This window comes from Micromonospora sp. CNZ285 (assembly GCF_004637285.1).
Map to the genome: position 1 here is coordinate 3384355 of NZ_SPQD01000001.1, position 13411 is coordinate 3397765.

Here is a 13411-nt window from a genome sequence, read left to right on the forward strand (position 1 = left end):
GCGGCCCGGCCGGCGCGGGGTCAGCGCGCGGCGAGCGGCTGGCGGGCCGGGTCGACCGGGGCGGGCAACTCGCCCACCCCGCCCAGGTACGCGTGGATCGCCGCCGCGGCGGCGCGTCCCTCGGCGATCGCCCAGACGATCAGCGAGGCCCCCCGGTGCATGTCACCGGCGACGAAGACACCGTCGGCGGCCTGCCAGTCGGGGCCGGAGTCGATCGCGCCCCGGCCGTTGCGGGTCACCCCGAACTGGGCCAGCAGCGGCTGTTCCTCGGTGCCCTCGAAACCGATGGCGAGCAGCACCAGGTCGGCCGGGATCTCCCGCTCGGAGCCGGGCAGCGGGGTGACGATGCGGCGACCGTCCACCTTCTCCACGGTCACCTCGGCGATCCGGACCGCGCGGACCTGACCGGTGCCGTCGTCCACGAACTCCTGCACGGCGACGGCGAACACACGCTGGCCGCCCTCCTCGTGCGCCGGGTAGTTGCGCAGCACCCACGGCCAGGTCGGCCACGGGTCCCGGGCCGCGTCGCGCTCCGTGGGCGGCACCGGGTAGAGGTCGAGCTGGTGGACGCCGGCCGCGCCCTGCCGGTGCGCCACACCGAGGCAGTCGGCGGCGGTGTCGCCACCACCGATGATCACCACGTGCTTGCCGGCGGCGTCGATCGGCGTACCGTCGGGCAGCGTGGCGAGCGCGGGCCGCCCGTTCCCGGCGGCGGCCACCACCCGGTTCGCGGCGACCAGATGCGCCATCGCCTGGTGCACGCCGCGCAGCGCCCGGCCGGGCGTCTCCGGGGTGTCCCGGCCCTGCAACGCGCCGCAGGCCAGCAGCACCGCGTCGTGCTCCGCGCGCAACTGCTCGGCGGTCACGTCGACGCCGACGTCGACACCGGTCCGGAACCGCACACCCTCGGCGGTGAGCTGGGCCAGCCGCTTGTCGATGTGCTGCTTCTCCAGCTTGAAGTCGGGGATGCCGTAGCGGAGCAGGCCGCCGATCGCGTCGTCGCGCTCGTACACGGTGACCGCGTGACCGGCGCGGGCGAGCTGCTGCGCGGCGGCCAGCCCGGCCGGGCCGGAGCCGACCACCGCGACCGACCGGCCGGTCGGGGCGGAGGCGGGCCGGGGCCGCAGGCCGTCGCGGGCCACGGCCGCGTCGGCGATCTCCACCTCGACCTGCTTGATGGTGACCGGCTGCTGGCCGCCGAGGCCGAGCACGCAGGCCGCCTCGCACGGCGCCGGGCAGAGCCGGCCGGTGAACTCGGGGAAGTTGTTGGTGGCGTGCAGCGAGTCCACCGCGGCGTCCCAGTTGCCGGTGCGGACCAGGTCGTTCCAGTCCGGGATGCGGTTGCCCAGCGGGCAGCCGTCGTGGCAGAACGGGATGCCGCAGTCCATGCAGCGGGTGGCCTGCTCGCGGATCAGCTCCTCACCGGCCGGCGGGTAGACCTCGCGCCAGTCGGAGATGCGCACCGGCACGGGACGGCGGGCCGGCAGCCGCCGGTCGTAGCGCAGGAAACCGTTCGGGTCAGGCACGAGCCACCTCCTGGGCGACCGCCCGGGGCGCGGGCGGTACCGGCGCGGGAGAGAGGGCACTCATCACCGCGTCGTCGACGTCTCGGCCGGCGGCTTCGGCGGCCCGCATGATCTCCATGACCCGGCGGTAGTCCCGGGGCACCACCGCGGTGAACTCCTCCACCGCCTGCGGCCAGCGCTTGAGCAGGTCCTCGGCGACCGCCGAGTCCGTCTCGGCGAAGTGCCGCTGGACCAGCTCGTGCAGCCGGTCGCGTTCCTCGTCGCGCAGCGGCGACAGGTCGACCAGCTCGGCGTTCACCAGCCGCTGGTCGAGCCGGTGCACGAACGCGGTGCCACCGGACATGCCGGCGGCGAAGTTGCGCCCGGTCGGCCCGAGCACCACGACGGTGCCGCCGGTCATGTACTCGCAGCCGTGGTCGCCGAGGCCCTCGACCACCGCGACCGCGCCGGAGTTGCGCACCGCGAACCGCTCCCCCACCCGGCCGCGCAGGTACACCTCGCCGCCGGTGGCGCCGTACAGGATGGTGTTGCCGGCGATGATCTGGTCCTCGGCGCGGCGGCCCGGCGTGGCGTCCACGCCGACGAACGGCGCGTCGGCGTCCGGCCGGACCACGATCCGGCCGCCGGACAGTCCCTTGCCGACGTAGTCGTTGGCGTCGCCGTACAGGCGCAGCGTGACCCCGCGCGGCAGGAACGCGCCGAACGACTGGCCGGCGGTGCCGCGCAGCCGGAACTCGATCGTGTCGTCGGGCAGCCCGTCGCCGCCGAAGCGGCGGGTCACCTCGCCGCCGAGCATCGCGCCGACGCTGCGGTGCTCGTTGCGGACCTCGACCTCGACCCGGACCGGGGTACTGTCGCGCAACGCCGGCCCGGCCAGCTCGATGAGCCGGTTGTCCAGCGCCGCGTCGAGGCCGTGGTCCTGGGCGCGTACGCCCCGGCGGGCCGCGCCCTCGGGCAGCTCCGGCAGGTGCAGCACCCGGCTCAGGTCGAGCCCGTGGCCCTTCCAGTGGTCGATCGCGCCGGCCACGTCGAGCAGCTCGGTGTGGCCGATCGCCTCGTCGATGCTGCGGAAGCCCAGCTCGGCCAGGTAGCCGCGGACCTCCTCGGCCAGGAAGAGGAAGAAGTTCTCCACGAACTCGGGGCGGCCGGTGAAGCGCTCGCGCAGCACCGGGTTCTGGGTGGCGATGCCGACCGGACAGGTGTCCAGATGGCACACCCGCATCATCACGCAGCCCTCGACGATCAGCGGCGCGGTGGCGAAGCCGAACTCCTCGGCGCCCAGCAGCGCCGCGATCAGCACGTCCCGGCCGGTCTTGAGCTGGCCGTCGACCTGCACCGTCACCCGGTCGCGCAGCTTGTTGAGCAGCAGCGTCTGCTGCGCCTCGGCCAGGCCCATCTCCCACGGGGTGCCGGCGTGCTTGAGCGAGTTGAGCGGGGACGCGCCGGTGCCGCCGTCGTGCCCGGAGATCAGGATGACGTCGGCCTTGAGCTTGGCCACGCCCGCCGCGACGGTGCCCACGCCCACCTCGCTGACCAGCTTGACGTGCACCCGGGCGGCCGGGTTGACGCACTTCAGGTCGTGGACGAGCTGGGCCAGGTCCTCGATGGAGTAGATGTCGTGGTGCGGCGGCGGGGAGATCAGGCCGACACCGGGGGTGGCGTGCCGGGTCCGGGCGATCCACGGCCAGACCTTGTTGCCGGGTAGCTGCCCGCCCTCGCCGGGCTTCGCGCCCTGCGCCATCTTGATCTGGAGGTCGTCGGCGTTGACGAGGTATTCGCTGGTCACGCCGAACCGGCCGCTGGCGATCTGCTTGACCGCGGAGCGCCGCGCCGGGTCGTGCAGCCGCTCGACGTCCTCGCCGCCCTCGCCGGTGTTGGACTTGCCGCCGAGCCGGTTCATCGCGATGGCGAGGGTCTCGTGCGCCTCCGCCGAGATCGACCCGTACGACATGGCGCCGGTGGCGAAGCGCTTGACGATCTCGGTGGCCGGCTCGACCTCGTCCAGCGGCACCGCCGGGCGTACGCCGGTGCGCAGCCGGAACAGCCCGCGCAGCGAGCCCGCCTGCGCGGCCAGCTCGTCGACCTTGGCGGTGTACTGCCGGAACACGTCGTACTGGCGGCTGCGGGTGGCGTGCTGGAGCAGGAAGACGGTCTCCGGGTTGAACAGGTGCAGCTCGCCCTCGCGGCGCCACTGGTACTCGCCGCCGACCTCCAGCCGGTCGGTGGCCTGCGCGCCGGGCGCCGGCCAGGCCCGCGCGTGCCGGGCCGCCACCTCGGCGTGGATCTCGTTCAGGCCGATGCCGCCGATGGTGCTCGGCGTGCCGCGGAAGTACCTGTGGACCAGGCGGGTGTCCAGGCCGACCGCCTCGAAGACCTGCGCGCCGCAGTAGGACGACACGGTCGAGATGCCCATCTTGGACATGATCTTCAGGACGCCCTTGCCGAGCGCCTTGACGTAGTTGCGGACCGCCTTGACCCGATCCACGCCGGCCAGCACGCCGGTGGAGATCATGTCCTCCACCGACTCGAAGGCCAGGTACGGGTTGACCGCCGCCGCGCCGTACCCGATCAGCACCGCCGCGTGGTGCACCTCGCGGCAGTCACCGGACTCGACGATCAGCGCCACCTGGGTGCGGGTCTGCTCGCGGACCAGGTGCTGGTGCACCGCGGCGGTGAGCAGCAGCGACGGGATCGGCGCCAGGTCGGCGTTGGAGTCCCGGTCGGAGAGCACCAGGATGCGGACGCCGTCCTCGATCGCCTCGGAGACGTGCCGGCAGATCTCGGTCAGCCGCGCCTTGATGCCGGCGCCGCCGTCGCGCAGGCGGTAGAGCCCGGAGACCCGGACCGCCTTGAAGCCGGGCAGGTCGCCGTCCTCGTCGATGGACAGGATCTTGGCCAGCTCGTCGTTGTCGATCACCGGGTACGGCAGCACGATCTGCCGGCAGCTCGCCGGGCCCGGGTCCAGCAGGTTGCCCTCCGGCCCGATGGTGGACGCCAGGCTGGTCACCAGCTCCTCCCGGATGGCGTCCAGCGGCGGGTTGGTGACCTGCGCGAAGAGCTGATGGAAGTAGTCGTAGAGCAGCCGCGGCCGGGTGGACAGCGGAGCGATCGGCGTGTCGGTGCCCATCGAGCCGATCGGCTCGGCGCCGCTGCGGGCCATCGGGCCGAGCAGGATCTTCAGCTCCTCCTCGGTGTAGCCGAACGTCTGCTGGCGGCGGCGTACCGAGTCGTGGGTGTAGACGGTGTGCTCGCGCGGCGGCAGGTCGTCCAGCTCGATCAGGCCGGCGTGCAGCCACTCCTGGTACGGCTGCTCGGCGGCCAGCTCGGTCTTGATCTCGTCGTCGGAGACGATCCGGCCGTTGACGGTGTCGACCAGGAACATCTTGCCCGGCTGGAGCCGGCCCTTGGCGACCACAGTGGCCGGGTCCAGGTCGAGCACGCCCGCCTCGCTACCCAGCACCACCAGGCCGTCGGCGGTGTGCCACCAGCGTCCCGGGCGCAGGCCGTTGCGGTCCAGCACCGCGCCGACGATCTCGCCGTCGGTGAACGCGACGGACGCCGGGCCGTCCCACGGCTCCATCAGGCTGGCGTGGAAGCGGTAGAACGCGCGCTTGTCGGCGCGCATGTCCGGGTCGTTCTCCCACGCCTCGGGGATCATCATGAGCACCGCGTGCGGCAGGCTCCGCCCGGCCAGGTGCAGCAGTTCGAGCACCTCGTCGAAGTTGGCCGAGTCGGACGCCGCCGGGGTGCACACCGGGAAGACCCGGCGGATGTTGCCGGGGATGCTCGGGCTGCGCAGCAGCGCCTCGCGGGCCTGCATCCAGTTGCGGTTGCCGCGGATCGTGTTGATCTCGCCGTTGTGCGCGATGAACCGGTACGGGTGCGCCAGCGGCCAGGACGGGAACGTGTTCGTGGAGAAGCGGGAGTGCACCAGCGCGATGGCGCTGACCACCCGCTCGTCGGTCAGCTCCGGATAGAACGCCGGGAGCTGGTCCGGGGTGAGCATGCCCTTCCACACCATGGTGCGGCCGGACAGCGACGGGAAGTACGCCGGCACGCCCCGCTCGGCGGTCTCCCGCTCGACCTGCTTGCGCAGGCAGAACGCCACCCGGTCCAGGTCCAGCCCGGTCAGCGGGGAGCCGGCCGGGCCGGCCGGCGAGTCGGTCAGCCGATGCGCGGCCACGAACAACTGCCGGACCCGGGGCATCGCCGCGAGCGCGGTCTCCCCCAGGCCGGACGGGTCGGTCGGCACCTCGCGCCAGCCGAGCACGTCCGCGCCCTCGACCAGCGCGTACTTGTCCACCACCTGGCGGGCGCGGGCCTCGGCCGCGTCGTCGTCGGGCAGGAACACCAGGCCGGTGGCGTACTGGCCGGCCGGGGGCAGCGGGAAGTCGACGGTGGCGCGCAGGAACGCGTCCGGCACCTGGATCATGATGCCGGCGCCGTCCCCGGTGTTGTGCTCCGCGCCCCGGGCGCCCCGGTGGTCCAGCCGGCACAGCGCCCCGAGGCCGTTCGCGACGACCTGGTGCGAGCGCCGCCCGTGCAGGTCGGCCACGAAGGCCACGCCGCAGGCGTCGTGCTCGTACGCGGGGTCGTAGAGCCCGGTCGTCCGCGGGGCCGACTGCGGGCTGTGAGGGTACGGAAAGGCCACCGGGCCTCCTGTCGTCACTCAGGATGGATCATGATGGGGACGACGTCGGCCCTCTGCGGTTTATTGAGTCTACGTTAGGGCTTCCGGCGCAAGGCCAGTTCAGATTGATCACACTTCCAGATGCTGGGACGTGTAGTCTCGCGCGGTGGATCTCGCACGCGCTGACGTACTCGACCGGTTGGAGCGGTTCTACGACGCGGTGCCCCGCGACGGGGCCCGGACCGAGGATCACGGCGCCCTGGTGCTGTTCGTCCGGGACGGCGCCGGATGGCCGTTCTACGCCCGGCCCCGGCTCGACGCCACCGACGCGCCCACGCTCGCCGACGTGACGGCGGTCCGCGCCCGGCAGCGCGAACTGGGTCTGCCCGAGGCGTTCGAGTGGGTGCACGAGCACCAGCCCGACCTGCTGGCGGTGGCCCGCTCGGCCGGGCTCAGCGTGCTGGAGGCGCCGCTGATGCTGCTGGAGCCGGGGCGGCTGCCCGACCCGGGGACGTTCAGCGACGTACCGGTGCGGGTGCTGGACCCCGGCGACCCCGGCTTCGCGGCGGACATCGCGCTGCGCCGGGCGGTCGCGGCGGTCGGCTTCGCCAACGGTGGCACCGCGCGCGGCGACGCCGGACCGACCGAGCGGGACGCCGCCCTCGCCCAGCTGGACGTGGCGGCGCTGGAGGAGGAGGCGACGCGGGTCGCCGACGGCCGGCGCATCTCGGTGCTCGCCGAGGCGCCCGAGGAGAGCGCACTCGCCAGCGGGATGGCGATGCGGGTCGACGACGTGGCGGAGATCGCCGGGGTGGCCACGCTGCCGTCCGCGCGGCAGCGCGGGCTGGGCGCGGCGGTGACCGCCACGCTCGCGCGGGAACTACGCGCCGCCGGCACCGACCTGATCTTCCTGAGCGCCGGCAGCGAGGACATCGCCCGTGTCTACCTGCGGGTCGGATTCCGCCGGATCGGCACCGCCTGCATCGCCGAGCCCGCCGCGGTCATCTGAGTGCCGACCCGGCTGTCGGGCGGGCCGGTCGCCCGGGGACCGCGCCGGCTGCGGGCCGGGCCGTCGGCGAGCCGTGCCGCCCGAGGGACGGCCGCACGCGGACGGGCCGCACGCGGACGGTCAGGACGGCGGCTGCCAGGCGGCGGCCGCCGCGGCGGCGGTGTTGCGCAGGCGCGGGCTGATCGTGCCCAGCGCGGCGTCCCGGGCGCGCAGCGCCAGCCGGCCCCGGGCCTGCAGAACCGCCGACATCCGCCGGGTCTGCCGGACCATCGTGGCCGCGCGGGGGCGACGCAACCTGTCGTACGCGGTCACCGCATCCGGCAGCCGCGACTCCCGCAGCAGCCCGGCCAGCGTCGCCGCGTCCTCGAACGCCAGGCAGGCGCCCTGCCCCAGGTGCGGCGGCATGGCGTGCGCGGCGTCGCCGAGCAGCACCACGCCACCCGGGCCGGCCGGGAAGCCGTACGCCTTCGGTAGCGGCCGCAGCTCGCGGATCTCCTGCTGGACCACGTCCTCCGGGTCGGTCGCCTCCAGCAGCGTGCCGATCGGCGCCGGCCAGCCCGCGAACCAGCGCTTGAGCAGCGCGAGCTGGATCTCCGGTGGCTCCGGGCGGGGCGCGCCGGCGGCGGTGGCGACCCAGTAGACGCCGCCCCGGCGGGAGGCGCCCGCGGTGCCCCGCTCGCCGAGCGAGGCGGCCAGGAAGCGGTACCCGGCGCCGAGCGTCTCGCCGTGCACGGGCTGGTCGTCGGGTAGCTGCGGGGCCCGGTACCAGGGGATCACCGCCCGCCAGGCCGCACAACCGGAACTGACCACGGCGGTCTCCGGGGCGAGGTGCCGGCGGATCTCGCTGTCGGTGCCGTCGGCGGCCACCACCAGGTCCGCCTCGTAGGTGTGCCGGCCGTCGCCCACCGCCGGACGCTCGCCCGACGCCGCGCGCACCGTCCGCACTGTCACGCCGGTACGCAGCTCGACCCGGTCACCCAGACCGGCGATGAGCGCGTCGTGCAGGTCCTCCCGGTGCACCACCACCGGCATCCGCTCGGCCGGCGTGGACCGGGCCTGCACCAGCCAGTGCCCGTCGGGGCGGCGCACGCCGCCGTCGGGCAGCGGGGTGGCGATCGCGTCCAGCCCGTCGCCCAGCCCGAGGGCGCGCAGCGCGCGTACCCCGTTGGGCCAGAGCACCACGGCGGTCGCCTCCGGGCGGACCCGGTCGGCGCGTTCCAGCAGCGTGACCTGCCAGCCCGAACGGGCCAGCACACCGGCCGCCGCCATTCCGCCGAGGCCGGCGCCGACCACCACCGCGCTGCGCATGGCTCCCCCGCTCAGCTGTCCCGGTCCGCCGGGCGCCCGCCGTCGGCCCGGCCGGCGTTCGTCCGCTCGGAGTCCGCCCGTTCCGGGTCCGTGTCGTCCTCGGTGTCGTCCCCGTCCGTCCGCTCGGCCGTCGCGCCGTCGTCGTCCGTGCGGCTCGTCGCGTCGTCGGCGGCGGACTCGGCCCGTGCCGGTTCGTCGTCTGCCGCCGGCTCCGGGGGCAGCTCGCCGGTCTTCCGGTACGCCTCGAACTGTTCCTCGGTCACCACCCGGTAGCCCTCGGGCGCGGCCGGCCGCGCGGCGGCCTCCCGGGCGGACAGGTCGACCTGGGACACGTCACCGGCCGGGCCGGCGGCGGGGGCCGGCTCGCCCACCGGCACCAGGTATTCGCGGGGACCGCGGACCCGGATGAAGTAGGCGAGCGCGCCGAGGAAGACCAGCGCGGCGGTCCAGACGTTGAGGCGTACGCCGAGGATCAGGTTCGCCTCGTCGGTGCGCATCAGCTCGATCCAGAACCGGCCCGCCGTGTAGCCCATCACGTAGAGCGCGAACGCCCGGCCGCGGCCGAGCCGCAGACGACGGTCGAGGAACAGCACCAGCGCGGCGACGCCGACGTTCCAGAGCGCCTCGTAGAGGAACGTCGGGTGGTAGAGCCCGGGCTGGAGCACCGGGTTGCCGGCGTCGTCGCGCAGCGCGTGACCCGGGTTGTCCGGGTCCATGACGTGCACTTCCAGGCCCCACGGCAGCGTGGTCCGCCCGCCGTACAGCTCGTTGTTGAACCAGTTGCCCAGCCGGCCGACGGCCTGCGCCAGGGGCAGGCCCGGCGCCAGCGCGTCGGCGATCACGGTGAACGGGATGCCGAGCTGCCGCGCGGCGAGCCACGCGCCGACCGCGCCACCGGCCACCGCGCCCCAGATGCCGAGGCCGCCCTCCCAGATGTAGAGCGCCTTGATCGGCTCGCCGCCGGCGCCGAAGTATTTCTCCGGCGAGGTGATCACGTGGTAGATCCGCGCGCCGATGATGCCCGCCGGCACGGCCCAGACGGCGATGTCGAGCACCGCGCCCGGCGCCACACCGCGGCGGCGCAGCCGGTACTCGGTGACCACGCAGGCCACCACGATGCCGAGGATGATGCAGAGCGCGTACGCCCGGATCGGAACCGGACCGAGCTGCCAGACGGCGGTGCTGGGGCTGGGCATGGCCGCCAGTGGGGTCATCGGGGCGAGGGTCACGGGTGCACACGGTACCGGTGCGGACTGTGTGTGCGGCACCCCGGGCCGCCTGCCGCGCGGGTCGGATGACTTCTGGTTTGCACGGTCGTAGGCTGTTTGTCCATGAGCCCGCTCACCTGGGCGGTCGCCGCTGTCGTCACCGACGCCTCCGGCCGGCTGCTGCTCTGCCGCCGGTCCGAGGGGGCCCGGCGCTGGGGCCTGCCGGGCGGGCGGCTGCGTCACGACGAGAGCCCGGCGGACGCCGTCGTCCGGGCGGTCCGCGCCGAGACCGGCTGGGCGGTGGAGCCGGCTGACCTGGTCGGCCTCTACCGGGTCACCGACCCCCAGGCGCCCGCGCCGCCGGCCGGGCGCTGCGGCGGGCGGCCGGACGTGCTGGTGCACGTGTTCCGCGCGGAGCCGGCCGGCGTCAAGCCCGCGGGCGATCCGGTGGCCGGATGCCTGGTGGAGTGGTGGTCCGCGGAGGGGTTGCCCGGCGTGCTGACCCCCACCACGCGCGCGGCGGTCGCGGACGCGCTCGCCGGCCGCGCCGGCGTGCTGCGGCACACGACCGCCGCCGACGCGCTCACGCCACCCGGCGACGGACCGCCCGGCGACGGGCCGCCCGGCCAGCGCGCATCCGAGCAGGCCGACAGCAGTAGCCGCTGACCACCCTCCCGCTCACGCGGAACGCCTTCAAGATCTTGGTAGGTTTCGGCCCCTGTGAGGGCCGTTTCGTACCAAGATCTCGGGCGGCCGGGTCGCGCTCGCGCATGATCGAGTCGATCAAGGCCATGGCGAGCCGGCCGTCAGCGAGCGGGGTTGCGGACGCCCTCGGCCAGTTCGGCGCTGAGCGTGCGCAGGGCGGTCAGGCCGGCGGCCTGGTCCGGCGCGTCCAGCACGCAGCGGACCAGCGCGCTGCCCACGATCACCGCGTCGGCGTACCCGGCGACGGTGGCGGCCTGCGCGCCGGTGCCCACGCCCAGCCCGACGCCGACCGGGATGTCGGTGACCTCGCGCAGCCGGGAGACCAGGATCGGCGCCGCCTCGGAGGTCTGCGCCCGGGCGCCGGTGACGCCCATGATCGCGGTGGCGTAGACGAAGCCGCGGCAGTGCTCGGCGGTCATCCGCAGCCGCGCGTCGGTCGACGAAGGCGAGACCAGGAACGTGCGGTCCAAGCCGTGCGCGTCGGAGGCGGCCAGCCACTCGGCGGCCTCGTCCGGGATCAGGTCCGGCGTGATCAGGCCGGTGCCGCCGGCGGCGGCCATGTCGCGGGCGAACGCGTCCACGCCGTACTGCTCGATCGGGTTCCAGTAGGTCATGGTGACCACGCTCGCCCCGGTCGCGGCGACCGCCTCGACCACGCGCAGCGCGTCCGCGACGCGGACACCGCCGGCGAGCGCGATGTCGCTCGCCTTCTGGATGACCGGCCCGTCCATCACCGGGTCGGAGTACGGGATCTCCACCTCGATGACGTCCACGCCCGCCTCGACCATGGCCTTCATGGCGGCGATGCTGCCCTCGACGGTCGGGAAGCCCGCCGGCATGCAGCCGACCAGCACCGCCCGCCCGTCCGCCCGCGCCTTGTCGAAGGCGACCCCGATGCGGCTCACGCTGTCACTCCTTGTCGAGGATGCCGAAGTACGCGCCGGCGGTGTGCACGTCCTTGTCGCCCCGCCCGGACAGGTTGACCACGATCACCGGCTCCCGGCCCAGCTCCTCGGCGAGCCGGGGGGCGATGGCGCGGGCGCCGGCGAGCGCGTGCGCGCTCTCGATCGCCGGGATCACGCCCTCGGTGCGGCAGAGCAGCTCGAACGCGGCCATCGCGTCGGCGTCGTCGACCGGCAGGTAGGTGGCCCGGCCGGTGTCGTGCAGCCAGGCGTGCTCCGGCCCGACGCCCGGGTAGTCCAGGCCGGCCGAGATCGAGTGCGACTCGATGGTCTGCCCGTCGGCGTCCTGGAGGACGTACGTGCGGGTGCCGTGCAGCACGCCGGACGAGCCGCCGGTGATGCTGGCGGCGTGCCGCCCGGTGTCGACGCCCTCGCCGCCGGCCTCGAAGCCGTAGAGCCGCACCCCGGCGTCCGGCACGAACGCGTGGAAGATGCCCAGCGCGTTGGAGCCGCCGCCGACGCAGGCCGCGACCGCGTCCGGCAGCGCGCCGGTCAGGTCCAGGCACTGCCGGCGCGCCTCCTCGCCGATGCCGCGCACGAAGTCGCGGACCATCTCCGGGAACGGGTGCGGCCCGGCGGCGGTGCCGATCAGGTAGTGGGTGTCCTCGACGTTGGCGACCCAGTCCCGCATCGCCTCGTTCATCGCGTCCTTGAGCGTGCGCGAGCCGGTGGTCACCGGGACGACGGTGGCGCCGAGCATCCGCATCCGGGCCACGTTGAGCGCCTGCCGCTCGGTGTCCACCTGGCCCATGTAGACCACGCATTCCAGGTCGAACAGGGCGGCGGCGGTGGCGGTGGCGACGCCGTGCTGGCCGGCGCCGGTCTCCGCGATGACCCGCCGCTTGCCCATCCGCCTGGTGAGCAGCGCCTGGCCCAGCACGTTGCGGACCTTGTGGGCGCCGGTGTGGTTGAGGTCCTCGCGCTTGAGCAGGACCCGCGCGCCGATCTGCGCGGAGAACCGCCGGGCCTCGTAGAGCATCGAGGGCGTGCCGGCGTAGTCGCGCAGCAGCGCGTCGAACTCGGCGAGGAAGTCCTCGTCGCCCATCGCCTTCCGGTACGCCGCGTCCAGCTCGTCGAGCGCGGCGACGAGCGCCTCGGGGACGAACCGGCCGCCGAACCGGCCGAAGTGACCGGCGGAGTCGGGGACCTGGCCGGTTGCGGGTGCGGCGCTCATCGCGGGCGTCCTCTCGGGTCGGGTGCCCGGCGGCTCAGCGCACCGGGCGGGGCGTGGCCGGGTGGTTACCGGCGTTGACCAGCTCGGCCACCGCTTCGCGCGGGCTCTTCTGGGTGACCAGGCCCTCGCCCACCAGCACGGCGTCGGCGCCGGCGGAGGCGTACCGGATCAGGTCGTGCGGACCGCGCACCCCGGACTCGGCGATCTTGACGACGCTGCTCGGCAGGCCGGGCGCGATCCGCTCGAACACCGAGCGGTCGACCTCCAGGGTACGCAGGTCGCGGGCGTTCACGCCGATGACCTGCGCGCCGGCCTCCAGGGCGCGGTCCGCCTCCTCCTCGGTGTGCACCTCGACCAGCGCGGTCATGCCGAGCGACTCGATCCGCTCCAGCAGCCCGACCAGCGCGTTCTGCTCGAGCGCGGCGACGATCAGCAGCACCAGGTCGGCGCCGTGCGCGCGGGCCTCGTGCACCTGGTAGCTGGAGACCACGAAGTCCTTGCGCAGCACCGGCACGTTCACCGCGGCCCGCACGGCGGCCAGGTCGTCGAGCGACCCGCCGAACCAGCGGCCCTCGGTGAGCACACTGATCGCCCGCGCGCCACCGGCCGCGTAGTCGCCGGCCAGGTCGGCCGGGTCGGCGATCTCGGCCAGCCGCCCCTTGGACGGCGACGAGCGCTTCACCTCGGCGATCACGGCCACGCCGGGGCGGCGCAGGGCCGCGTAGGCGTCGAGCGGTGGCGGCGCGGCGGCGGCCAGCTCACGGATCCGCTCCAGCGGAACCTGCTCCTGGCGCCGGGCGACGTCCTCCCGCACGCCGGCCAGGATCTCGTCGAGCACCCCTGCGGACGGCGCCGCTCCGGCGTCGTCCCCCTCCGCGTGCGCATGCTC

Annotated in this window: 9 protein-coding genes; 2 read left to right on the plus strand and 7 right to left on the minus strand. The window is 74.6% G+C overall.

The annotated features are described in order from the left end of the window. Positions 1-20: 20 nt before the first annotated feature. Complete coding sequence (locus CLT75_RS15155) at positions 21-1526, minus strand: glutamate synthase subunit beta (protein ID WP_135241241.1); 1506 nt, start codon at positions 1524-1526, stop codon at positions 21-23. Continuing rightward, positions 1519-6177, minus strand: a complete 4659-nt coding sequence (gene gltB / locus CLT75_RS15160) for a glutamate synthase large subunit (RefSeq protein ID WP_135241242.1) — start codon at positions 6175-6177, stop codon at positions 1519-1521. Before gltB ends, CLT75_RS15155 begins: the two co-directional genes overlap by 8 nt. Positions 6178-6322: 145 nt before the next feature. On the opposite strand from gltB, the gene CLT75_RS15165 reads away from it, so the two are divergent. Beyond that, on the plus strand, positions 6323-7165 hold the full coding sequence (locus CLT75_RS15165) for a GNAT family N-acetyltransferase (protein ID WP_135241243.1): 843 nt from the start codon (positions 6323-6325) through the stop codon (positions 7163-7165). A 120-nt stretch (positions 7166-7285) separates the two neighbouring features. Here CLT75_RS15165 and CLT75_RS15170 read toward each other — a convergent pair whose 3' ends face one another. Both CLT75_RS15170 and lgt read right to left on the minus strand, forming a co-directional pair. Next, positions 7286-8473 carry an FAD-dependent oxidoreductase gene (locus CLT75_RS15170; RefSeq protein WP_013287548.1) on the minus strand — a complete coding sequence of 396 codons (1188 nt, stop codon included), beginning with the start codon at positions 8471-8473 and terminating at the stop codon, positions 7286-7288. A gap of 11 nt (positions 8474-8484) precedes the next feature. Next, positions 8485-9702 carry a prolipoprotein diacylglyceryl transferase gene (gene lgt, locus CLT75_RS15175; protein ID WP_135241244.1) on the minus strand — a complete coding sequence of 406 codons (1218 nt, stop codon included), beginning with the start codon at positions 9700-9702 and terminating at the stop codon, positions 8485-8487. A gap of 102 nt (positions 9703-9804) precedes the next feature. Between lgt and CLT75_RS15180 the strand changes: the two genes are divergently transcribed. Then, positions 9805-10347 carry an NUDIX hydrolase gene (locus tag CLT75_RS15180; RefSeq protein WP_135241245.1) on the plus strand — a complete coding sequence of 181 codons (543 nt, stop codon included), beginning with the start codon at positions 9805-9807 and terminating at the stop codon, positions 10345-10347. Between the two features lie 140 nt (positions 10348-10487). On the opposite strand, the gene trpA is transcribed toward CLT75_RS15180, so the two are convergent. The 3 genes from trpA to trpC are packed head-to-tail and all read right to left on the minus strand — an operon-like array spanning position 10488 to position 13360. Beyond that, the gene (gene trpA / locus CLT75_RS15185) at positions 10488-11291 is read right to left on the minus strand and encodes a tryptophan synthase subunit alpha (protein ID WP_135241246.1); all 804 of its coding nucleotides are present in this window, start codon (positions 11289-11291) and stop codon (positions 10488-10490) included. A gap of 4 nt (positions 11292-11295) precedes the next feature. After that, positions 11296-12522 carry a tryptophan synthase subunit beta gene (gene trpB, locus CLT75_RS15190; RefSeq protein WP_135241247.1) on the minus strand — a complete coding sequence of 409 codons (1227 nt, stop codon included), beginning with the start codon at positions 12520-12522 and terminating at the stop codon, positions 11296-11298. Positions 12523-12556: 34 nt separating this feature from the next. Further along, a complete protein-coding gene (gene trpC / locus CLT75_RS15195) occupies positions 12557-13360 on the minus strand; it encodes an indole-3-glycerol phosphate synthase TrpC (RefSeq protein ID WP_194801305.1) in 804 nt (267 codons plus the stop codon). Positions 13361-13411: the final 51 nt, after the last annotated feature.

Excerpts from the sequence above, each read along its gene's own strand:
- trpB (WP_135241247.1), bottom strand. The coding sequence starts at position 12,522 with ATGAGCGCCGCACCCGCAACCGGCCAGGTCCCCGACTCCGCCGGTCAC.
- CLT75_RS15170 (WP_013287548.1), bottom strand. The coding sequence starts at position 8,473 with ATGCGCAGCGCGGTGGTGGTCGGCGCCGGCCTCGGCGGAATGGCGGCG.
- CLT75_RS15180 (WP_135241245.1), top strand. The coding sequence starts at position 9,805 with ATGAGCCCGCTCACCTGGGCGGTCGCCGCTGTCGTCACCGACGCCTCC.